Raw genomic sequence first — 26,347 nt, 5'->3', positions numbered from 1 at the left:
GGCTCGCGCAGTCCTTCCCAAAGCACAGCGGTGCGCAGGATGTCGTGGCGACCGATCACGCCTTGCAGCGCATCGATGAAGGCTTCCAGCCGCGCTCGATCCGCAAGGTTGAACAGCGCTTGTTGCAGATAGAGATCGCCCTGCTGTGCTGCCAGGTGGTGATACAAAATCCCTTCCTGCAACGGCGCCAGGGCATAGATGTCCTGCACATTCGCCACGCCGCCGGGGATTCGCGCGACGACCTGCTCGATTTCTTCTTGGGACAGCGTGGTCAGCGGCAGCATGTCCGGGGTGATGCGCTGGCAATCCGGGGTAATGCCGTTGACCGGCACCACGATTTCCATACCGCCACCGACTGCCGCCGCCAACGCGGCAAGCGTCGGCTGGCCGAACAGCACGCGCACATCCGCGCTCAAACCGGCCTGGCGCATGCGTTCGATCAACGTGACCGCCAGCAGCGAATGACCGCCCAGTTCAAAGAAGTGATCGTGACGACCGACCTGCTCGACTTTGAGCAATTCGGCCCAGAGTCGCGCCAGGGTGGTTTCGACAGAGCCTTGCGGTGCCTCGTAACCGTGGGTCGCCAGCGAATCCAGGTCCGGCGCCGGCAAGGCCTTGCGGTCGAGTTTGCCGTTCGGGGTCAGTGGCCAGGCATCGAGGCGCACGTAGGCGGCCGGCACCATGTATTCCGGCAACTGAAGGTGCAAGTGCGCACGCAGGGCCTGGATGTCCACCGGTTGCTCTTGCAGCTGCAAGGTGTAATAGGCCACCAGACGTTTGTCGCCGGGCTCGCCCTCGCGGGCCATCACCACGGCTTCCAGCACGGCTGGGTGCGCGGTGAGACGGGCTTCGATTTCGCCGAGTTCGATGCGGAAGCCGCGGATCTTGACCTGATCGTCGTTGCGGCCCAGGTAGATGATATTGCCGTCTGCCAGGTAGCGGCCGAGGTCGCCGGTGCGGTACATCCGTGCATTTTGCGTGGTGCTGAACGGGTCGGTCAGGAAGCGTTCGCCTGTCAGCTCAGGACGGTGCAGATAACCACGGGCGACTTGAACGCCAGCGATGTAGATCTCCCCCGCCACGCCCATGGGCACGGGTTGTTGATGGGCATCGAGCAGGTAGATTTGCGTGTTGGCGACTGGCTTGCCGATGGGCGTGCTGTCCGGCGTATCAGGACCGGCGCAGTTCCACGCGGTGACATCGACGGCCGCTTCGGTCGGGCCGTAGAGGTTGTGCAACTCGGTGCCCGGCAGTTGCAGCTTGAAGCGGCGTACGAGTTGACCCGGTAGTGCCTCGCCGCTGCACATCACCCGCACCAGACCTTTGCACTCGCTGACATCGCCTGCGGCGAGGAACACATCCAGCATCGACGGCACAAAGTGCAGCGTGGTGATGCGTTCGGTTTGGATGACTTCGCGCAGGTAGGCAGGCTCGCGGTGGCCACCGGGACGCGCCATGACCAGGCGTGCGCCGGTGAACAGTGGCCAGAAGAATTCCCACACCGAAACGTCGAAGCTGAATGGGGTCTTTTGCAGCACGGTGTCCGCTGCTGTCAGTTGATATTCGTCCTGCATCCACAGCAGGCGGTTAACCACTCCGGCATGTTCGTTCATCACGCCTTTGGGCATGCCTGTGGAGCCTGAGGTGTAGATCACATAGGCCAGATTGTCCGCACTCAAGCTTTCTACGACGGGATCTACGGTCGGTTGATTCGAGAAGCCGTCACCGTCCAGCAGCAAAATGTCCGCGTCTGTTGCCGGCAAACTGCCCTGCAATGAACGTTGGGTCAGGACTACGGCTGGAGCACTGTTCTCCAGCATGTAGGCCAAACGATCCGCCGGGTAATCCGGATCCAGCGGCACATACGCCGCACCGGATTTCAGGATGCCCAGCAACCCCGCGACCATTTCCAGACTACGATCCACACAAATCGCCACGCGGTCATCCGGGCGAATACCCAGTTCAATCAGGCGATGGGCAACCTGGTTGGCATGGCGATTCAGTTCGGCATACGTCCAGTGACTGTGTTCAAAGCTCACCGCGATCGCATCCGGACGCGAAGCCACTTGCGCCTCAAACATCCCGTGCAAGGTCAGACCCTGCGGATATTCGACGGCGGTGCTGTTGAAGGTTTCCAGCAGATGTTGACGTTCGTCGTCACCCAACAGCGGGATCTGCGCCAGTAACGCGTGTTCGTCGGCAACCATGCCGCGCAGCACGCATTCGAGGTAGCCGAGGTAACGCTCCATCGTCGTCTGGTCAAACAGCGCAGTCGCGTATTCCAGCGAACCGAACAGGCGCCCGCCGATTTCCGCCATATCCAGCAGCACATCGAACTTCGCGGTACGACTGGTCACACCCAGCCCTTGCAGCGTCATGTCGCCCAGTTCGAGGCCGGCGCCTTGATCGTTCTGCCACGACAACATGGCCTGGAACACCGGACTGTGGGACAGGCTGCGCACCGGCCGGACCACTTCCACCACTTGTTCGAACGGCAAGTCCTGATGCGCCTGGGCACCGAGGGTCTGCGCCTTCACTTGTTGCAGCAAGGCTTCGACCGTCAGCTCAGCCGACACCTCGACGCGCAGCGCCAGGGTGTTGACGAAGAAGCCGATCAGGTCTTCCACCTCGGCGCGCAGGCGATTCGCCGCCGGCGTGCCGATCACCACATCACTCTGCCCAGACAGGCGACTGAGCACCGTGGCCCACGCGGCCATGATCGTCATGAACAGCGTGGTGCCCTGGCGTTGACTCAACGCCTTGAGCTCGCTGGTCAGGGTTTCGTCAAGCGCGAGGCCGACGGCGCTGCCGGAATAATCCTGCTGCGCCGGACGTGGGCGGTCAGTCGGCAAGGTCAACAAGGCCGGCGCGCCGCTCAATGCCTGCTGCCAGTAGACTTCCTGCTGACTCAACACTTCGCCGGTCAGCCACAGGCGTTGCCAGATCGCGTAGTCGGCGTATTGCACCGCCAATTCCGGCAGCGGATCGGCGCGACCGGCGCGGAACGCTTCATACAGCACGCCCAGTTCACGGGTCAGTACGTCGGCGGACCAGCCGTCCGAGACGATGTGGTGCATGGTCACCAGCAACACATGGTCGTCTTCGGCCATGCGCACCAGACGCCCGCGAATCAGCGGACCACGCTCCAGATCAAAGGCCTCGCGAGCCTCCTCGGCGGCCATGATCAACAGCTCGGCTTCGGCCTCCGGGTGCTTGGCCAGCGAATGCAATTGCAAAGCGAAACCGCAATCGGCGTCGGCAATGCGTTGCTCCGCGTCCCGACCGTGTTCCTGCACGAACGTCGTGCGCAGCGCTTCGTGACGGGCGACGATCCGGTTCAGGGCGCGGGTCAGCGCGATGTTGTCCAGTTCGCCGCGCAAGCGCAGGCCGGTGGGAATGTGATACGCCGCACTCGCGCCTTCCAGTTGCGCGAGGAACCACAGGCGTTGCTGCGCGAAGGACAGTGGCAAGGCCTGGTCGCGGGATACCGGGACGATATCCGGCTGAGTGCTGTGTGCGGCTTGCGACAGGACTTGCGCCAGGGCGATCAGGCTCGGGTGGGCGAAGACGTCGGTCAGGCTCATCTCCACGCCGAGCTGCTGGCGAACTTGCGAGATCAGGCGCATGACCAATAGCGAGTGGCCGCCGAGTTCGAAGAAATGATCGTGGCGGCCTACGGCTTCGACCTTGAGCAGGTCTTGCCATATCTGCGCGAGGGCGATTTCCGTCGCGCCTTGCGGTGCTTCGTGGTTGCGGCTGGCGTAGGCCTCGGCGTCGGGAATTGGCAGGGCCTGGCGGTCGAGTTTGCGGTTCGGCGTCAGCGGCAGCGCGTCGAGGCTGACGAAGGCGCTCGGCAGCATGTATTCGGCCAGTTGCGGTGCCAGTTGGGCGCGCAGGTTGGCGGCCGTCAGGATTGTATTGGCTTGCGGGACCACATAAGCGACCAGGCGTTTTTCGCCCGGAGCGTCTTCACGGACGATGACGGCGGCTTCTTTTACGCCGGTGCAATCGCCGAGTTTGGCTTCGATCTCGCCGAGTTCGATACGGAACCCGCGAACCTTGACCTGGAAGTCGTTGCGGCCCTGGTATTCGAGACCGCCATCTGGGCGGTAGCGTGCAAGGTCACCGGTTTTGTACATCCTGGCGTTGTGTACGTCGCTGAACGGATCGGCGAGGAAGCGTTCTGCGGTGATCTTGTCGAGGTTCAGGTAACCACGCGCCACGCCGTCGCCGCCGATGTAGATTTCGCCGGTGACGCCGAAGGGCACCGGTTTCAGGTGCGCATCGAGCAGGTAGATGCGGGTGTTGGCCATCGGTGTGCCGATGCTCGCATTGCTGTTCAGCGCTTCGAAGGTTACGTAGCTCGCGGTGCAGGAAACGGTGGCTTCGGTCGGACCGTAGGTGTTGACCAGTCTGGTGTGCGCCGGGCGAATCTGTTCCCACATTTGCAGTTTTTGCGTGGAGAGCGCGTCGCCGGTGACGTTGATCAAGCGAACGTCGCGCAGTTGTTCCTGGGCCAACGCCGGGTTGTAGTGCCACTCGGCGGCCAGGGTGTGCCAGTGGGCGGCGGTCAGGTGCAGGAAGGTTGGGCGGACATCGTCCTGGGAGGTGCCGAAGATGTTGCGGCTTGGCGCGAGGGTCGCACCAGCGATCAGCGCAGGGAAGATTTCTTCCACCGACAAGTCGAAGTTCAGGGTGTTTTGTTGCAGCACGGTGTCGGCATTTGTCAGGCCGAATAACCGAATCGCGTCGAGGGTGTAGTTGACCAGCCCGCGGTGTTCGATCATCACGCCTTTCGGGGTGCCGGTCGAACCGGAGGTGTAGATCACGTAGGCCAAATGCCGCACGCCGAGGGACAGGATCACCGGATTGTCGTCGTAGCCGTCGACGATGCGTTCGACTTTATCGAGCAGGACCACCGGAATGTCCAGCGTTGGCAAATTCGCTTGTAATGCACGTTGGGTCAGCAACAACGAAGGGGTGCTGTCGCTGAGCATATAGGCCAGACGTTCAGCCGGATAAGCCGGATCCAACGGCACATAACCGGCACCGGATTTGAGGATCGCCAGCAAGCCGACCAGCATTTCCGCGCCACGTTCGACGCAAATCGCCACCCGATCATCCGGGCGAATGCCCAAACCGATCAGGTGATGCGCCAGTTGGTTGGCCTGGCGGTTCAATTCGGCGTAGCTCAATTGCTCGCCGTCGAAGACCACCGCGATGGCATCCGGTTGCGCTTCGACCTGGGCTTCAAACAATTGGTGAATGGTTTTGTCGCGTGGGTACGGGACGTGGGTGGCGTTGAGGTCAACCAGCAAACGCTGACGCTCGCCGGCATCGATCAATTCGATGCGGTCAACCAGCACCTGATCATCCGCCACCATCCAGCGCAGCACCCGTTCGAAATAACCGAGATAACGCTGCACGGTGGCTTCGTCGAACAACGCCGTGGCGTATTCAAGGCTGCCGAACAGTTGCCCCTGAATCTCACCGAGTTCCAGCGACAGGTCGAACTTGGCCACATGGTTGGCCACGCCCAGCCCTTCAAGTTTCAGGTCACCGAGCACCAGATCGGCGCCGCCCGCCGTTTGCCAGGACAACATCGCCTGGAACAATGGACTGTGAGCCAGACTGCGCACCGGATTCAGCACTTCCACCACTTGCTCGAACGGCAGGTCCTGATGGGCCTGGGCGCCAAGGGTTTGCGCCTTGACCCGAGCGAGCAAGGTTTCAACATTCGGCGCGCCGGAGACATCGACACGCACCGCCAGGGTGTTGACGAAGAAGCCGATCAAGCCTTCGACTTCGGCGCGGGTGCGGTTGGCCACCGGCGAACCGATCACCACTTCATCCTGCCCCGAGAGGCGGCTGAGCAGCAACGCCCAACCGGTCATCAGTGTCGTGTACAACGTGGTGCCGTGGCGTTGGCTGAGGTTTTTCAGGGCTGCGGTCAAGCCTTCATCGAAGACCAGCGGAATTGCGGCACCCGAGTAATCCTGTTGCGGCGGACGAGGTCGATCGGTCGGCAGCATCAGCAGCGCTGGCGCATCGGCCAGGGTTTGTTGCCAGTAAAGGTTCTGGGTTTGCAGCACTTCGCCGCTCAACCAGCGACGTTGCCACACGGCGTAATCGGCGTATTGCACGGTCAGCGCTGGCAACGGATCTTCCAGACCGTGGCGGAACGCTTCATACAGCGCCGCCAGTTCCGTGGTCAGCACGCCAATCGACCAGCCATCGGAAACGATGTGGTGCATGGTCACCAGCAGCACATGGTCCTGCGCATCGAGCCGGATCAGTCGGCCACGAATCAACGGGCCGTGTTCCAGGTCGAACAGTTCTACCGCTTCTTCAGCCGCCAGAACCTGCAATTGCGCTTCGGCATCGGCCTGTCCGCGCAAATCCTGCTGGCGCAGGGTGAAACCGCAATCTGCCGCAGCGAAACGTTGCAGCGCTTCTTCGCCCTTTGTCTGGACGAAGGTCGTGCGCAGCGCTTCGTGACGGAACACGATGCGGTCCAGCGCCCGTTGCAGGGCATCGGTGTCCAGCGTGCCGCGCAGACGCAGGCCCGCCGGCATGTGATACGCCGCGCTGCCACCTTCCATCTGCGCCAGGAACCACAAACGTTGCTGGGCGAAGGACAGCGGCAGGTCTTCTTCGCGGGAAACCGTGACGATCTCCGGTAAGGTGCTGCGACTGGCCTGGGCCACGGCTTGCGCCAGTGCGGCGAGTTCGGGTTGGACGAAGAGGTCCGCCAGACCGAGTTCCACACCGAGTCGCAGACGCACTTGAGAAATCAACTGGATCGCCAGCAGCGAATGGCCGCCCAACTCAAAGAACTGATCCTGACGCCCGACTTGCGGCAGGCCAAGCAGGTCCTGCCAGATGTGCGCCAGGGCGATTTCGACTTCGCCGACCGGGGCTTCGTAGGTGTGGGTGATGACAGCGGCAGCGTCCGGGGCTGGCAACGCCTTGCGGTCGAGTTTGCCGTTCGGGGTCAGTGGCAGTTTGTCCAGATGGACGTAGGCTGCCGGGACCATATAGTCCGGGAGTTGGGTTTGCAGGTGACGGCGTAACTGGTCGATATCGAGGGTTTGCGGCGCGGTGTAGTACGCGACCAGGCGTTTGTCGCCCGGCACGTCTTCGCGGGCCAGGACCACGGCTTCGTGGATGTCGACGTGTTGCGCGAGTTTGGCTTCAATCTCGCCGAGCTCGATGCGGAAACCACGGATTTTGACTTGATCGTCGTTGCGGCCCAGGTATTCGATGTTGCCGTCGGGCAGGTAGCGGCCCAAATCGCCCGTTCTATACATCCGGCCGTTAGTGCTGAATGGATCGGTGAGGAAGCGTTCTGCAGTCAGGTCGTCGCGGTTAAGGTAACCGCGCGCCACGCCGGCGCCGCCGATGTAGATTTCACCCGCAACGCCAAGTGGCACAGGCTGACCGTGTTCATCCAGCAAGTAGAACAGGGTGTTGGCGACGGGTTTGCCGATATGTGCGGCGAATCCATCCTCGCGATCCATCGACACCCAACTTGAATAGGTGGTGGTTTCCGAAGGGCCGTAGAGGTTGCACAGACGCTGCACGCTGGTTTGTTCAAACAGGTTTTCAACCAGGCTGCGTTTGAGCGCTTCACCGGCGACGTTGACCGTGTGCACATTGGCGCTCAGTCCACCGGACTCCAGCAAGGCTTTAAGCGCTGAAGGCACGGTGTTGATCAGCGTGATGTCGTGTTGCGGTTCCAGCACATTCTTCACGACCGTAATGCGGCCGCCCGAGGTCAGCGGCGCAAAGCATTCGTAGACCGCCAAGTCGAAGTTGAGCGAAGTCGAGAACAGCGTCTTCGCCAACGTGGCCTCATCGAATGAACGATGCGCCCAGGTCAGGAAGTTCACCGTGTTGCGGTGTTCGATCATCACGCCTTTCGGCAGACCGGTCGAACCCGAGGTGTAAATCACATACGCCAGATGCGCCGATGTCAGCCCATCAATCACAGGATTGGAGACGGATTCGTCCTGCCAAATGCCACTATCGAGATCGATCACTGGCATCGAAGCTTCGGCCAACAATCCAAGTGTGGAGGCCTGCGCCAACACCACAGCCGGCGCGCTGTCTTCCAGCATGTAGGCAATCCGGTCCAGCGGATACGCCGGATCGAGCGGCACATAACCCCCGCCCGCCTTCAGAATCGCCAACAACCCAACAACCATATCCGCCGAGCGCTCAACACAAATCGCCACTCGCGAATCCGGCTTCACACCTAGCCCGCGCAGATAATGCGCCAATTGGTTAGCGCGATTATTCAACTCGCGATAGCTCAACTGTTCCAAGCCATGAACCACAGCCACCGCATCCGGCGTGCGCTCAACCTGCGCCTCAAACAACCCATGAACCGTCTGATCCAGCGGATACGCAGCCTCAGTCGCATTGAACTCAACCAACAGTTTCAAACGCTCCGCCACCGGCATGATCGACAACCCACGCAACGGCGACTCCGGCGCGTTCTCCAGCGCCTCAACCAACGCACCCAGCGCCGAATGCATAAAGTCGCAAACCCGCTGCGCCCCGACCTCGACCACCGCTTGCGCGGTCAGCATAAAGCCCTCGCCCAGATCATCCACGTTCAGGCACAACGGGTAGTTGGTGCGTTCTTCCATGCTCAGGGTTTGAATCCCGTGCCAGGCCGAAACCGCCTGATCCGACACCGCTTCACCCGCGCTGTGCCGGTAGTTCAGCAAGGTGCTGAACAACGGCAATGAACTCGGTACGCCGCAGCAACGCTGGGCCAGGGACAACGAGGCATGCTCGTGACCGAGCAAGGCCGAGAGTTGCGCATGGGTCGCCTTGACCCCGGCGCGTGCACCTTGTGCCCCCACGCTCACACGCAGCGGCAAGGTGTTGATGAACATGCCGAGCGCGCGATCAGCGCCCTCGCCGCCCTGCATCCGGCCCATCAGCACGGTGCCGAACACCACCTCCTCGCGCCCCGACACCCGACCGACGACCTGCGCCCAGGCCAGATGCACCAGGCTCGCCGCACTCACGCCAAGTTGCCGCGCCTGCACCCGCAAACGCAGGGCCAGCGCCATATCGACCATCTGATGTTGCTCTTCAATCCCGCTGCCATCGCCCTGCACATCCTGCAAACCGAACGGCAACGTCGGCTCGTCGATATCGCCGAGCATGTCGCGGAAGAACGCTTCGTGTTGCTCGCGGCTCACACCCAATCGGGCCTGCGCTACATGATTGCGGTACGGCACCGCCGCGCCGAGTTGCCCAGACTGGCCCAGCAGATGGGCCTGCATTTCATGCACCACCACTTCAAGTGCGGTGTGGTCCAGCGCCATGTGATGGAACAGCAGCATGCCGACCCAACGGTTATTCGCCGGGTCTTGCGCATAGGCCAGCCGCATCAGCGGAGCCTGGGAGATATCCAGTCGATAGTGACGCGGGTCGAAACGCTCGTGCAGTTGCTGCACCACATCCCCCGCTGCCGGATCGGTCGCGACTTCCTCGACCACCATCTGCGCCCGGCGCCAGACCACTTGCACCGGTGCAGCCAACCCTTGCCAGACCATGCTGGTGCGCAGGATGTCGTTACGCGACACCACGCTCTGCAAGGCCTCGGCAAACGCATCCACGCGGTCACGGCCGTCAAAACCGAACAGCACTTGCAAGACGTAAGGGTCACCCTGGGTGGCCGCGAGGTGGTGATACAAGATCCCTTCCTGCAACGGTGCCAGCGCATAGATATCCTGCACGTTGGCAACGCCACCCGGAACGGTGGCGACGATGCGGTCGATGGCCTGCTGATCGAGGTCGGCCAGCGGCAGCATGTCCGGGGTGATGCGTTGGCAATCGATTGCAATCTGATTCGCCGGCACCAGCACTTCGGTCTGATCGCCCACGGCAGCGGCCAGCGCGGCCAATGTCGGTTGGCCGAACAGGACACGAACGTCAGCGGCGAGATCAACCTGGCGCATGCGTTCGATGAGTTTCACGGCCAGCAGCGAATGCCCGCCCAGTTCAAAGAAATTGTCATGCCGACCGATCTGCTCGATTTTCAGCAGGTCCTGCCAGATTCCGGCGATGGTGCTTTCAATCTCGCCTTGCGGGGCGACGTATTCGCGACTGGCGTAGGCCATTGAATCGGGGGCTGGCAGTGCCTTGCGGTCAAGTTTGCCGTTGGTGGTCAGCGGGAATGCCGACAGCATCACGAAGGCGCTGGGCACCATGTATTCAGCCAGAGATTCCAGAAGTTGCGTGCGCAAGTCGGACGCTGACAACTGCACGTCCTGATCGGCAATCACGTAGGCGACTAGACGTTTGTCACCCGGTTCGTCTTCACGGGCGATGACCACGGCTTCACGCACATGCTCACAAGCCGCGAGTTTGGCTTCGATTTCACCCAGTTCGATGCGGAAACCACGGATCTTCACTTGATCGTCGTTACGGCCCAGGTACTCCACCGTGCCGTCCGCCAGCCAGCGACCGAGGTCGCCCGTGCGATACAACCGCGCATCGGCACGGCCGCTGAAAATGTCGGGGATAAAGCGTTCGGTATTGAGTTCAGGGCGGTTCAGGTAACCGCGAGCCACACCGGCACCGCCGACGTACATTTCGCCGACCACACCCACCGGCACCGGCTCGAGCCGGGCGTCCAGCACATACAGTTGCAGATCGGGAATGCGCCCGCCAATCGGGCTGACGCCGACCAATAACGCGTCGGCGGCGGTCAACGGACGATGGGTCACGTGCACCGTGGTTTCGGTGATGCCGTACATGTTGACCAGTTGCGTTTGCGCGTTCTGCGAACGGGCATACCAGGGTTTGAGAATCCCGGTGTCCAGCGCTTCACCGCCGAAAATCACCTGGCGCAGGCTATGTGCCGTGGTGTTCTGAGCGGCAATCAACTGCCGGAACGCGCTCGGCGTCTGGTTCAGCACCGTGACACCGGCTTCGCACAGCAGCGCATAACAATCCGCCGGGGAACGGCTGACCAGTTGCGGCACCACCAGCAAACGCCCGCCATGGGTCAGCGCGCCCCAGATTTCCCAGACCGAGAAGTCGAAGGCAAACGAGTGGAACAAGGCCCAGACATCTTGTGGGCCGAAGTTGAACCACGCCTCAGTCGCCGAAAACAAGCGAGCAACGTTGCGGTGTTCAACCATCACGCCCTTCGGCAGACCGGTCGAACCCGAGGTGTAGATCACGTAGGCCAGATGCGCAGACGTCAAACCGTCAACATCAGGATTGGTGACGGATTCGCCCTGCCAGCTGCCGCCATCAAGATCAACCACCGGCACTGCGACCGCCTCCAGCAACCACCGCGTGGAGGCTTGAGCCAGCACCGCAGCCGGCGTGCTGTCTTCCAGCAGGTAGCTAATGCGATCCTGCGGATACGCCGGATCCAGCGGCACATAACCGGCGCCGGACTTCAGGATCCCCAGCAAGCCGACGATCATCTCCAGACCGCGTTCAACACAAATCGCCACCCGCTCATCCGGGCGAATGCCCAAGCCGATCAGGTGATGGGCGACCTGGTTGGCTTGGGCGTTGAGTTCGCCGTAAGTCAGCGTCAAATCTTCAAACACCACCGCCACGGCATCAGGTTGCGCCGCCGCCCTGGTTTCAAACAAAGCATGGACCGTGTGCTCGCTGGCGTATTCGCCAACCGGCGCGTTCCACGTCTCCAGCAACTGCGAACGCTCGGCCGCTGGCAGGATTTTCAAGCCATGCAACGGCGCTTGCGGGTTTTGCTCCAGCGCCTCGACCAGATTTTCCAGCACCGACTGCATGTAGCCACACACGCGCCCGGCGCCAATTTGCGCCGAGGCCATGACCGTCAGGTTGAAGCCTTCACCGAGGTCATCCACCGACAATGACAGTGGATAGTTGGTGCGTTCTTCGCCTTCCAGCGCCTCGATGCCGTCCCAGACAGCAATGGCTTCAGTCGACACCGCGCGGGTGCCGAGGTGACGGTAATTGAGCAGTGCACTGAACAACGGCGTCGGCGCGGTCACGCCGCTGCAACGCTGGGCCAGTACAAGCGACGCATGTTCGTGACCAAGCAGCGCAGTCAGGCGCTCGTGGGTCGCCTTGATCCCGGCGCGCACACCTTGTGCGCCGAGGCTGACGCGCAGCGGCAAGGTGTTGATGAACATGCCCAGCGCCCGATCGGCGCCCTCGCCGCCCTGCATCCGGCCCAACAGCACCGTGCCGAACACTACATCGTCCTTGCCCGAAACGCTGGCCAGGACCTGCGCCCACGCCAGGTGATAGACGCTCGCAGCACTCACGCCAAGCTGACGGGCCTGGGCCCGCAGACGTTTGCTCAGCGCGGCATCCACCACCTGGCGGACTTCTTCGATATCGCGTCCTTCGCCCTGCACATCCTGCAGGCCGAATGGCAGCGTCGGCTCGTCGATGTCGCCGAGCATGTCGCGGAAGAACACTTCATGGTCTTCGCGGCTGATACCCAGGCGTGCCTGGGCCACATAGTTGCGGTACGGCACCGAGGTGCCCAGCAGATGCTCCTGACCGAGCATGTGCGCTTCGATTTCCGCAGTGAGCATGCCCAGCGAAGTCGCGTCATCCACCATGTGGTGGAACAGCAGCATGCCGATCCAGCGGTTATTCACCGGGTCTTCGGCATAACCGATGCGCATCATCGGCGCCTGACGGATGTCCAGGCGGTAATGCCGTGGGTCGAGGCGTTCGCGCAGTTGCTCGGCGATATCGCCTGCCGCCGGGTCCAGCACAATCTCGTCCAGACCCAACTGAGCCGCACGCCAGACCACTTGCACCGGTTCGTCCAGGCCTTCCCAGACCACGCCGGTGCGCAAAATGTCGTGTCGCGAAACCACGCCTTGCAGCGCGTTGGCAAAGATGTTCAAGCGCTCGCGAGTGTCGAAGGAAAACATCGCGAATTGCAGGTACGGATCACCTTTCTCCGCCGCGAGGTGGTGATACAGAATCCCCTCCTGCAACGGCGCCAGCGCATAGATGTCTTGCACATTGGCCACGCCACCGGGAGTCGCCGCCACTACGCGGTCGATTTCATCCTGGGTCAGCGTCGCCAGCGGCAGCATGTCCGGAGTGATGCGCGTGCAGCCGTCCGGAATCGCATTGGCCGGCACCACGATTTCAACGGTGCCGCCGACCGCTGCGGCGAGTGCCGCCAAGGTCGGCTGACCGAACAGGACGCGTACGTCCGCCGCCAGATCGACCTGACGCATGCGTTCGATCAGTTTCACCGCCAGCAACGAGTGCCCGCCCAGCTCAAAGAAATGATCGTGGCGACCGACCTGCTCCAGTTGCAGCAGCTCTTGCCAGATTTTCGCGATGGCAATTTCTACTTCGCCTAGCGGAGCTTCATAGGCGCGGCTCACCACCGAGGATTGGTCCGGCACCGGCAGCGCCTGACGGTCGAGCTTGCCGTTGGTGGTCAGCGGGAATGATGTGAGCGTCACGAACGCGCTCGGCACCATGTACTCGGCCAGCGTTTCGAGCAGCTCGGCGCGCAGTTCGGCGGCCGTCAGTTGCTCGCCTTCCTTGGCAATCACATACGCCACCAGGCGCTTGTCGCCGGTGTCCTGACGGGCCAGAACTACGGCTTCGCGCACGCCTTTGCACGCGGCGAGTTTGGCCTGGATCTCGCCCAGTTCGATGCGGAAACCGCGGATTTTCACCTGGTCATCATTGCGACCCAGGTATTCGACGCTGCCGTCAGCCAGCCAGCGGCCGAGGTCACCGGTGCGGTACATCCGCGCGCCTGGCTCGGCGCTGAACGGGTTATCGAGGAAGCGTTCGGCGGTGAGTTCGTCGCGGTTCAAGTAACCCCGCGCCACGCCTGCGCCGCCGACGTACATTTCACCGATCACACCGACCGGCACTGGCTCACACTGGGCGTCCAGCACGTACAGTTGCAGGTCGGGAATGCGCCCGCCAATCGGGCTCACGCCGATCAGTTGCGCATCGGCCGCATCGAGGGCGCGATAGGTCACGTGCACCGTGGTTTCGGTGATGCCGTACATGTTGACCAGTTGCGTTTGCGCGTTCTGCGCTCGGGCATACCACGGCTTGAGAATCCCGGTTTCCAGCGCTTCGCCGCCGAAGATCACCTGGCGCAGGCTGTGGCTCAGGTCGATTTCGCCCTGGGCCGCAATCAACTGGCGGAAGGCGCTCGGCGTCTGGTTGAGGATGGTCACGCCGGCCTCGCACAACAGTGCGTAGCAGTATTGTGGCGAGCGGCTGACCAGTTGCGGCACCACCAGCAACTGGCCGCCGTGGGTCAGCGCGCCCCAGATTTCCCAGACCGAGAAGTCGAAAGCAAAGGAATGGAACAGCGCCCACACATCTTGCGGGCCGAAGTTGAACCACGGCTGCGTCGCCGAGAACAGCCGCGCGACGTTGCGGTGCTCGATCATCACGCCTTTGGGCAGGCCGGTGGAACCGGAGGTGTAGATCACGTAGGCCAGATGCGCCGAGGTCAGGCCCGGAATGTCTGGGTTGTGTTGCGCGGGCGGCGCTTCGTGGCTGGCTTCGATCAGGTCGAGCAGCAGCGTCGGGATGTTCATTTGCGGCAGTTGATCGCGCAATGGCAGTTGAGTCAGCAGTGCCACCGGGGCGCTGTCGTAGAGCATGTAGGCGATGCGCTCGGCCGGGTAAGCCGGGTCCAGTGGCACGTAGCCGGCGCCGGACTTGAGGATGCCGAGCAGACCGACGATCATTTCCAGACCACGCTCGACGCAGATCGCCACCCGATCATCCGGGCGCACACCGAGTGCGAGCAAACGGTGGGCCATCTGATTGGCGCGAGCGTTGAGTTCGCCGTAGGTCAGGCTCAGGTCTTCATAGACCACCGCCACGGCGTCGGGCTGCGCGGCGGCCCGGGCTTCGAATTGGTGGTGGATCAGCGCGTCATGTTCGTAGAGAACGTCTGTGGTGTTCCAGGTGTCGAGCAGTTGCTGACGCTCGGCGGCTGGCAGCACGGTCAACGCTTGCAGTGGCGTGTGCGGCGCGGTTTCCAGCGCTGCGACCAGATTCTCCAGCGCGACTTGCATGTACGCGCAAATACGCTCCGCGCCGATCGGTTGGGCGACCAAAGCAGTCAGGTGGAAGGCTTCGCCCAAGTCGTCGACGTTTAGGGTCAACGGGTAATTGGTACGTTCGTCGCCTCCGAGTGCCGCGATGCCTTGCCACGCTGACAAGGCTTCTTCGCTGACTTCGCCAGCGCTGTGCCGGTAGTTGAGCAACGCACTGAACAGCGGCGTCGGTGCGGTCACGCCGCTGCAACGCTGGGCCAGGGCCAGTGACGCGTATTCGTGGCCGAGCAACGCGGTCAGCCGCGCATGGGTTGCCTTGACCCCGGCCTTCACGCCTTGGGCACCGACATCCACCCGCAGCGGCAAGGTATTGATGAACATCCCCAACGCCCGATCCGCGCCGTCGCCAGCTTGCAAACGGCCCAGCAGCACGGTGCCGAACACCACGTCCTGTTTGCCGGACACCTTGCCCAGCACTTGCGCCCAGGCCAGATGCACCAGGCTCGCCGCGCTCACACCGAGCTGCCGCGCCTGGGCCCGCAGGCGTTTGGACAGCGCCAGATCCACCGGTTGGCGCGCTTCGTCGATGCCATGTCCGTCGCCCTGCACATCCTGCAGGCCGAACGGCAGCGTTGGTTCATCGACCTCGCCGAGCATTTCGCGGAAGAACGCTTCGTGATCGTCGGCGCTCAGACCGAATTTCGCCTGGGCCACGTAGTTGCGGTACGGCATCGCCTCGCCAAGCTGATCGTCCTGACCCAGCAGGTGCAGCTGCATTTCGTGCTGCATCACGTCCAGCGCGGTGTGGTCCAGCGCCAAATGGTGGAACAGCAGGATCGCCACCCAGCGGTTTTGCGCAGCGTCGTGGGCGTACGCCAGATGCATGAGGGGCGCGTGGCGCAGGTCGAGACGGTAATGCCGGGCGTCGAAAAGCGTACCCAATTGCGTGGAAATATCGCCGGCGGCCGGGTCCAGTTCGATGTGTTCCGGGGTCAGCAGGACGTCACGCCATACCACTTGCACCGGTTCGTCGAGCCCTTCCCAAACCACGGAGGTGCGCAGAATGTCGTGACGACCGATAACCACCTGCAAGGCCTGGACGAATGCGTCGAAGCGCTCGCGGCTGTCGAAGGCGAATTGCGTTTGCAGCACGTACGGGTCGCCCTGCTCGGCGGCCAAGTGGTGATAGAGGATGCCTTCCTGCAGCGGCGCCAGCGGGTAGATGTCCTGCACATTGCGCGAACCGCCGGGGACGGTGGCGACGATGCGGTCGATGGTTTCCTGAGTGAGCGTGGCCAACGGCAGCAAGTCCGGGGTGATGTGTTCGCAGTTCAGCGGAATCAGGTTGGCCGGAACCGTTATTTCCTTGCCGCTGCCGATCGCCGCCGCCAATGCGGCCAGGGTCGGTTGGCTGAACAGCACACGCACATCGGCGCTCAATTCGGCCTGGCGCATGCGCTCGATCAACGTCACCGCCAGCAGCGAATGGCCGCCGAGTTCGAAGAAGTGGTCGTGACGACCGACGCGTTCGACCTTGAGCACGTCGGCCCACAGGCGTGCGAGGGTTTCCTCGACTTCGCCTTGTGGTGCTTCGTACTCGCGACTGGCGTAGGCGTCTGCGTCCGGGGTTGGCAATGCGCGGCGGTCGAGTTTGCCGTTGGCGGTCAGCGGGAACAGGTCCAGTACCACGAAGGCGCTCGGCACCATGTAGTCGGCCAGTGAGGCGGCCAGTTCGGCGCGCAGGTCCTGTACTGACAGGATGTTGCCCGGTTCGGCAATCACATAACCGACCAGGCGCTTTGGCCCCGATTCGTCCTGTCGCGCCAGCACCACGGCGTCTTTCACGCCGGCACACTGGCCCAATCTCGCTTCGATCTCGCCGAGTTCGATACGGAAACCACGGATTTTCACCTGGTCGTCGTTACGACCGAGGTATTCGACATTGCCATCCGGCAGCCAGCGACCGAGGTCGCCAGTGCGGTAGAGCAAGGCTTGTGGCTCAGTGCTGAACGGATCTGCCACAAATTTTTCGGCGGTGAGTTCGGGGCGATTCAGATATCCCTTGGCCACGCCGTCGCCACCGATATACAACTCGCCCGCGACGCCAATTGGCACCGGGCTGCCCTGTGGGTCCAGCAGGTAAAGTCGTGTGTTGCCGACCGGGCGACCAATCGGAATGCTGCCCTCGCCTGCTTTCTTGATTTCGTAAGTCGCGGAGAACGTGGTCGCTTCCGTCGGGCCGTAGCCGTTGAGCAGGTGCTGCGGCGCGCCTTCTTTCAGTACGCGACCGATGACTGCCGGATCGAGCACATCGCCGCCGACGATCAGGTAGCGCAACTGGCCGAATACCGACATCAAGCCGGCGGCGTATTGATGGAACAGCCCTGCGGTCATCCACAACACACTGATTTTTTGCTCGAGCAGCAATGCACTGAAGCGTTCTTGCGAGAGCAACACGTCTTGCTCGACGATCACCACGCAACCGCCATTGAGCAGCGGTGCCCAGACGTCGAGAGTGCTGGCGTCGAAGGCCGGGTTCGAGGCAAACGCCACGCGATCCTGGGCGTTGAATTCGGCGTAGCCGTTGTTGATCACCAAGCGGTTGATCGCCCGGTGCGGGACCAAAACGCCCTTTGGCGTGCCGGTCGAGCCCGAGGTGTACATGATGTAGGCCGGGGCTTCGCTGGACTGTGGCAGTTGCGGGTCAGTGGTCAGGTTATCGAGGGTTACGCTGTCCAGATCCACGCGCTTCGCGTCTTCGGGCACCGTGGTTGTGCTCAACGTGAGCACCATTCGTGCCCCGCTGTCCTGCACCATGAAACCTTGACGCTCGGTGGGCGCGCTGAAGTCCAGCGGCACATAGACCGCCGCGCATTTGAGGATCGCCAACTGGCTGATCAACAGCTCAAGGGAGCGCTCCAGCAGAATTGCCACGGAATCGCCCGGTTGTACGCCGAGGCCAATCAGGTGGTGAGCCAGTTGATTGGCGCGGATGTTGAGTTCGTTGTAAGTCAGCATTTGCGTGTCGTGGACTGCCGCTGTGGCCTCTGGCTGGGCGTGGACCTGCGCTTCGAACACTGCATGAACGGTTCTGTCCTGCGGATAGCTGCGCGTCGTGGCGTTGAAGTCCACCAGCAGTTGCTCGCGCTCGGCGGGCGGCAGGATCGGCAGGCTGAGCAGCGCGGTGTGTGGCGCCTGTTCCAGGGCATCGACCAGATGCTCCAGAGCAATATTCAGATAGGCGCAAATACGCTCGGCACCGATTTGCGGCATGGCCAGCGCAGTGACGCGGAAGCCTTCACCGAGATCGTCCACCGACAAGGTCAGCGGGTAGTTGGTGCGTTCTTCGTTACTGAGGGATTCGATCCCCTCCCACGCCGTCAGGGTTTCGCTTGAATGCGCTTGGACGGAGCTGTGGCGGTAATTGAGCAAAGCACTGAACAACGGCAATGGCGCGACCACCCCGCTGCAACGCTGGGCCAGGGCCAGCGAGGCATGTTCGTGCCCGAGCAAACCGCTCAACCGTGCGTGGGTGGCTTTTACCCCGTCGCGCACACCGAGTTCGCCGAGGCTGACCCGCAGCGGCAAAGTGTTGATGAACATCCCCAGCGCCCGTTCGGCGCCCTCGCCGCCCTGCATCCGGCCCATCAAAACAGTGCCGAACACCACGTCTTCACGACCCGACACCCGACCCAGCACTTGCGCCCAGGCCAGGTGATGCAGGCTCGCGACGCTCACGCCCAACTGACGGGCCTGGGCGCGCAGACGGCGGCTCAGGTCGGTGCTGAGGTCCAGCGCAGATTCTTCGATGTCGCTGCCATCGCCGCGCACATCCTGCAAACCGAACGGCAGCGTCGGCTCGTCGATATCGCCGAGCATGTCGCGGAAGAACGCTTCGTGCTCCTCGCGGCTGACACCCAGCCGCGCCTGGCCCACGTAGTTGCGATACGGCACCGCGTCGCCGAGGTGCTCGGATTGACCGAGCAAATGCGCCTGCATTTCCTGCTGCACCACTTCCAGCGCCACGTGATCGAGGGCCATGTGGTGGAACAACAGCATGGCGACCCAACGCTGGTTGGGGACGTCCTGGCTGAAGGCGATGCGCATCAGCGGCGCCTGTTGCATGTCGAGACGGTAATGCAGGGTGTCGAATTGTGCGCGCAAGCGATCAGCAATCTCGCCTTCGCCGGCGTCGAACTTGATTTCCTCGACCGCCAGTTGCGCCTTGCGCCAGACCACTTGTACCGGCTCGTCGAGGCCTTGCCACACCACCGAGGTGCGCAGGATGTCGTGGCGGTCGATAACGCTTTGCAGGGCATGGGCGAAAGCGTCCAACCGCTCGCGATCGGCAACCGTGAACGTGGCTTTCAGCACATAGGGGTCGCCCTGAGACGCGGCGATGTGGTGATAAAGAATGCCTTCTTGCAACGGCGCCAGCGGGTAGATGTCCTGCACATTGCGCGCGCCGCCGGATACGCTGGCGACGATGCGGTCGATGGCGTCCTGGTCGAGTTTGACCAGGGTCAGCATGTCCGGGGTGATGTGCGTGCAGCCCAGGCGAATATTGTTCGCCGGAACCACGACTTCGGTGCTGCCACCCACCGCTGCGGCCAGCGCGGCCAGGGTGGGTTGGCCGAAGAGGACGCGGATGTCGGCCGACAGGTCGAGTTGGCGCATGCGGCCGATCAGGCTGACGGCCAGCAGGGAGTGGCCGCCGAGTTCGAAGAAATGGTCGTGACGGCCGACTTGCTGCAGGCCGAGCAGGTCTTGCCAGATGTGTGCGAGGGCGATTTCGACTTCGCCGACCGGGGCTTCGTAGGTGCGGGTGATGACGGCTGCGGAATCGGGGGCTGGCAGGGCTTTGCGGTCGAGTTTGCCGTTGGGGGTGAGTGGCAGTTTGTCGAGATGGACGTAGGCTGCCGGGATCATGTAGTCCGGGAGTTGGGTTTGCAGGTGGCGGCGGAGTGCGTCGATGTCCAGCGATGCTTGTGCGGTGTAATAGGCGACCAGGCGTTTTTCGCCCGGCACGTCTTCGCGGGCCAGGACGGTGGCTTCGTTGATGTCGGGGTATTGGGCGAGTTTGGTTTCGATTTCGCCCAGTTCGATGCGGAAGCCGCGGATTTTGACCTGATCGTCGTTGCGGCCGAGGTATTCGATGTTGCCGTCTTTCAGGTAACGGCCGAGGTCGCCGGTACGATATATCCGGGCGTTGGTGCGGAATGGGTCGGTGAGGAAGCGTTCTGCAGTCAGGTCGTCGCGATTAAGGTAACCGCGCGCCACGCCGGCGCCGCCGATGTAGATTTCGCCTGGGACGCCGAGTGGGACTGGTTGTTGGTGCTCGTCCAGCAAGTAGAACTGGGTGTTGGCGACGGGTTTGCCGATGTGGGCGGCGAAACCGTCTTCGCGGTCCATCGAGACCCAACTTGAGTAGGTCGTGGTTTCTGAAGGGCCGTAGAGGTTGCACAGGCGTTGAACCTGGGTTTGTTCGAACAGGTTTTCGACGAGGCTGCGTTTGAGCGCTTCGCCCGCGACGTTGACTGTGTGCACGTTTTTGCTGAGTCCGCCGGATTCAAGCAAAGCTTTGAGCGCGGACGGCACGGTGTTGATCAGCGTGATGTCGTCTCGCAGTTCCAGCACATTAGTCACGACATCGATGCTGCCGCCGGACGTCAGTGGCGCGAAGCATTCATAAACCGCCAAGTCGAAGTTGAGCGAGGTCGAGAACAGGGTCTTGGCCAACGTGGCGTTATCGAATGAACGATGCGCCCAGGTCAGGAAGTTCACGGTATTGCGGTGTTCGATCATCACGCCTTTCGGCAGGCCGGTCGAACCCGAGGTGTAGATCACGTAGGCCAAATGCGCAGACGTCAGACCTTCAATCACGGGATTGGCGACGGATTCGTCCTGCCAAATGCTGTGATCCAGATCGATCACCGGCATCGACGCTTCACTCAGAAGCCCCAGCGTTGCGGTCTGCGCCAACACCACAGCCGGCGCGCTGTCTTCGAGCATGTAGGCAATCCGATCCAGCGGATACGCAGGATCCAACGGCACATAACCCCCGCCCGCCTTCAAAATCGCCAACAGCCCAACGACCATGTCGGCACTACGCTCAACACAAATCGCCACTCGCGAATCAGGTTTCACACCCTGCCCGCGCAGATAATGCGCCAAGCGGTTCGCCCGCTCATTCAGCTCGCGATAACTCAACCGTTGCTCGCCATAAACCACCGCCACCGCATCCGGCGTGCGCTCTACCTGCGCCTCAAACAATCCATGAACCGTCTCGTCCAGCGGATACACAGCCTCAGTCGCATTGAACCCAACCAGCAACAACTCACGCTCCGCCACCGGCAATATCGGCAACCGATACAACGCAGCCTGCGGCGTCTGCTCCAGCGCCAATACCAACCCTTCCAGCGCCGCCTGCATATACGCGCAAACCCGCTGCGCCCCAACCTGCGCGGCCACCAACACCGTCAACTTGAAGCCATTACCCAAATCATCCACGTTCAACGTCAGCGGATAGTTGGTACGTTCCTCACCACTCAACACTTGCATCCCACGCCACGCGTCCACAGCCTCAGCCGATACCGCGCCCGTCGCACTGTGGCGATAGTTGAGCAACGCGCTGAACAGCGGCGTCGGTGCGGTCACGCCACTGCAACGCTGGGCCAATGCCAGCGATGCATGCTCATGACCGAGCAACGCAGTCAGCCTTGCATGGGTCGCCTTGACCCCGGCTTTCACACCTTGGGCGCCGACATCCACGCGCAACGGCAGGGTATTGATGAACATCCCCAGCGCGCGGTCGGCGCCGTCGCCGCCCTGCATCCGGCCCATCAGCACGGTGCCGAACACCACGTCCTGCTTGCTCGACACCTTGCCCAGCACCTGGGCAAACGCCAGATGCACCAGGCTTGCTGCGCTCACGCCGAGCTGGCGTGCCTGTGCCCGCAGCCGCAGGTCCAGCTCCGTGTCGACAAACCGCGCATGTTCTTCGATATCCCGGCCATCGCCCTGCACATCCTGCAAACCGAACGGCAGCGTCGGCTCGTCGATATCGCCAAGCATCTCGCGGAAAAACGCTTCATGTTCCTCACGGCTGACCCCAAGCCGCGCTTGCGCCACATAGTTGCGATACGGCACGGCGTCGGTGAGTTGATCCGCCTCACCCTGCAAGTACGCCTGCATCTCGTGCTGCACCACTTCCATGGCGGTGTGGTCCAGCGCCATGTGGTGGAACAACAGCGTCGCGACAATGCGCTGATTGGCTTCATCCTGCGCGAAAGCCAGGCGCATCATCGGGGCCTGGCTGACGTCGAGTCGGTGATGACGCGGGTCGAAGCGCTGGCTCAACTGCGCCACGGCATCGCCGGCCGCCGGATCGAGAGTGACCTGTTCAAGATGCAATTTCGCTTCGCGCCAGACCACTTGGGCTGGGGACTCCAGACCCTCCCACACCACGCCGGTGCGGAGGATGTCGTGGCGATCGATCACCACCTGCAACGCTTGAATGAACGCATCGAGGCGTTCCTGGTTTTCAAAGGCGAATTGCGTTTGCAGCACGTACGGGTCGCCCTGCTCGGCGGCCAAATGGTGATAGAGGATGCCTTCCTGCAACGGCGCCAGCGGGTAGATGTCCTGTACGTTGCGGGAACCGCCCGGGACGGTGGCGACGATACGGTCGATGGTGTCCTGAGTCAGATTGGCGAGCGGCAGCAGGTCCGGGGTGATGTGTGCGCAGTCCAGCGGAATCAGATTCTCGGGAACGCTGACTTCTTTACCGCTACCCACGGCCGCAGCCAGTGCCGCCAATGTCGGCTGGCTGAACAGAATGCGTACATCAGCGCTCAATTCGGCTTGACGCATGCGCTCAATCAGCGTCACCGCCAGCAACGAATGGCCGCCGAGTTCGAAGAAGTGGTCGTGGCGACCCACACGTTCAACCTTGAGCACATCGGCCCACAGACGTGCGAGGACTTCCTCGACTTCGCCTTGTGGCGCTTCGTACTCGCGACTGGCATAAGCGTCTGCATCAGGGGCCGGCAGCGCGCGGCGGTCGAGCTTGCCGTTGGCGGTCAGCGGGAAACTTTCCAGCACCACGAAGGCGCTGGGCACCATATATTCGGCCAACGAGGCGACCAGTTCGGCGCGCAGGTCCTGCGCTGACAAGCTCACACCGGGCTCGGCAATCACATAACCGACCAGACGTTTAGGGCCCGACTCGTCCTGACGCGCCAGCACCACGGCGTCTTTCACACCCGCGCAGTCGCTCAATCGGGCTTCGATTTCGCCCAGTTCGACGCGGAAACCGCGGATCTTCACCTGATCATCATTGCGCCCCAGGTATTCCACATTGCCGTCCGCCAGCCAGCGCGCCAGGTCTCCGGTGCGATAAAGCAAGGCGCTCGGATCTGCGTTAAATGGATCGGCGACAAACTTCTCTGCAGTTAGCTCGGGACGATTCAAATACCCGTTGGCCACGCCGTCGCCACCGATATACAACTCGCCCGCCACACCGACCGGCACTGGCCGCTGCCAGGCGTCCAACACATAAACCCGGCTGTTGCCGACCGGACGACCAATCGGAATGCTGCCCTCGCCCACGGTGTTGATTTCATAAGTCGTGGTGAACGTGGTCGCTTCCGTCGGGCCGTAGCCGTTGAGCAGATGTTGCGGCGCGCCTTCTTTCAGTACGCGGCTGATCACCGCCGGATCGAGCACGTCGCCCCCGACGATCAGGTAGCGCAATTGGCCGAACACCGACATCAAACCGGCGGCGTATTGATGGAACAAACCGGCGGTCATCCACAACACGCTGATCTTTTGCTCCAGCAGCAGCGCGCGGAAACGTTCTTGCGACAACAACACATCCTGCTCGACGATCACCACACAACCGCCATTGAGCAACGGTGCCCAGACATCGAGGGTGCTGGCGTCAAAGGCCGGGTTCGAGGCGAAGGCCACGCGGTCTTCGGCGTTGAAGTCGGCGTAGCCGTTGTTGATCACCAAGCGGTTGATCGCCCGGTGCGGGACCAAAACGCCTTTTGGCGTGCCGGTCGAGCCGGAGGTGTACATGATGTAGGCCGGCGATTCGCTGGACTGTGGCAGGTGCTGATCATGAGCAAAACCATCAAGCGCCACGCGATCCAGATCCACACGCCGAGCATCTTCAGGCACCGATTCCGTGCTCAACGTCAGCACCATCCGCGCACCGCTGTCCTGCACCATAAAGCCCTGGCGCTCGACCGGCGCACTGATGTCCAGCGGCACGTAGACCGCAGCACATTTGAGTACGGCCAACTGGCTGATCAGCAGTTCAAGGGAACGCTCCAGCAGAATCGCCACGGATTCGCCCGGCCGCACGCCGAGGTCGACAAGGTAATGGGCCAGGCCATTGGCCTTGGCATTGAGTTCACGATAAGTCAGGCGTTGCCCGTCGTGGACCGCCGCTGTCGCATCGGGATGAGCCAGAACCTGCGCTTCAAACAGTCCATGCACGGTCTGGTCCTGCGGATAGCTGCGCGTGGTCGCATTGAAATCCAGCAACAAGTGCTGGCGCTCGGCGTCCGGCAAAACCAACAGCTCATGCAGCGGCAACTCCGGCGTCTGTTCCAGTGCACGGGCCAGTCCCGCCAGCGCGGTCAACATGTAATCGCCGACCCGTTGCGCGCCGATTTCAGCCAACGCCAGCACGCTCAGGCTGAAACCTTCGCCCAGGTCATCCACCGACAACGTCAGCGGGTAGTTGGTACGTTCTTCACCGCCCAGCGACTGCAAACCCGCCCACGCTTTCAGCGATTCGGTGGTCGGCGCCTGGGCGGTGCCACTGTGGCGATAATTGAGCAGCGAACCGAACAATGGCGCCGGTGCCGGCACCCCGCTGCAACGCTGGGCCAGTGCCAGCGACGCGTGTTCATGACCGAGCAGCGCTGCCAGATCGGCATGCGTGGCTTTGACGCTGTCGCGCGCGCCCTGCCCAGCCAGTTTGACCCGCAGCGGCAGGGTGTTGATGAACATGCCCAAGGCCCGATCCGAACCATCGCCGCCCTGCATCCGGCCCATCAGCACGGTGCCGAACACCACGTCTTCACGCCCCGACACACAGCCCAAGACTCGCGCCCACGCCAAGTGATGCAGGCTCGCGGCGCTCACGCCCAACTGTCGGGCCTGGGCGCGCAGGCGCAGGCTGAGCGAGGCGTCGACCGACAGATGCACCTCTTCGATGACCGGGTCGAGTTCAGGCACACCGGCCAAACCGAATGGCAGGGTCGGTTCATCGACCTCGCCCAGCATGTCGCGGAAAAACGCCTCATGCGCATCGCGACCGACACCGAGCCGAACCTGCGCCACGTAGTTACGAAACGGCATCGCGGCGGGCAAGGCATCGCCTTCGCCGAGCAGGAAGGCCTGCATTTCGTGCTGCACCAGCTCCAGTGCCGCGTGATCCAGGGCCATGTGATGGAACAACAGAATCGCAACCCAACGGTTTTGCTCAAGGTCCTGAGCGCAGACCAGGCGCATTAGCGGCGCCCGGCCCACGTCCAGACGATGCTGGCGGGTATCGAAGCGTTCACGCAGTTGCCCGAGGATGTCGCCATGCGCGGGGTCTAGCGCCAACTCTTCCAAAGGCAGGGTTGCCGCGTGCCAGACCACTTGCACCGGCTCGTCGAGCCCTTCCCACACCACCGAAGTGCGCAGGATGTCATGGCGATCGATCACGCCCTGCAAGGCCTGGGTGAAGTTTTCGAGGTGCGAACGTTGCTCGGCGCCGAACAGCGCCTGCAACACGTACGGGTCGCCCTGCTCGGCGGCGAGGTGATGGTAAAGAATGCCTTCCTGCAACGGCGCCAGCGGATAGATGTCCTGCACATTACCGGCGCCGCCGGGCACGGTTTCGACGATGCGGTCGATTTCGGCCTGACTGAGGCTGGCCAGCGGCAGCATGTCCGGGGTGATGCGGAACGCCGGGCTGAGCCAGTCACCGCCATTTCTCGTCACCAGCGCGATCAATTCGTTCTTGTGGAGACCAAGACTGTCCCACAGCGCGCTGTCCAGCCCTTCGTCATCGCCCAGGATCACAAGGTCGCCATCATCCAGTTGGAGACGAATCGGGTGCAGAGAAAGAACGGCCATCAAATCGCTGAATTGCATCGAAGAACCTGCTGTGTGAATTCGGGGGTGGTTGACGATGAAAATTGTGCTTTTCAGATACGGCGTGGCGCCTGAACGCGGGAATCGGCAGCGTTTCAGGGGCCGAGGGCGGCGCTTGGGTCAGGGCTTTGAATGAATATCGGGTC

1 protein-coding gene (running past one end of the window) is annotated in these 26,347 nt (G+C 62.4%); it reads right to left on the bottom strand.

Annotation, left to right across the window (positions count from 1 at the left end):
- Positions 1 to 26,201, bottom strand: the 5' portion of a protein-coding gene (locus tag NK667_RS09795) for a non-ribosomal peptide synthetase (RefSeq protein WP_054614545.1). Its footprint begins 4,633 nt before the window's first position; the window shows 26,201 of its 30,834 coding nt (coding positions 1-26,201); it begins with the start codon at positions 26,199 to 26,201; the stop codon falls past the left edge of the window.
- Between the last annotated feature and the right edge of the window lie 146 nt (positions 26,202 to 26,347).

Source organism: Pseudomonas nunensis (genome assembly GCF_024296925.1).
Taxonomy (GTDB): Bacteria; Pseudomonadota; Gammaproteobacteria; order Pseudomonadales; family Pseudomonadaceae; genus Aquipseudomonas; species Aquipseudomonas nunensis.
The sequence above is the reverse complement of the archived record's forward strand: the minus strand, read 5'-3'. Positions and strand labels throughout refer to the sequence as shown.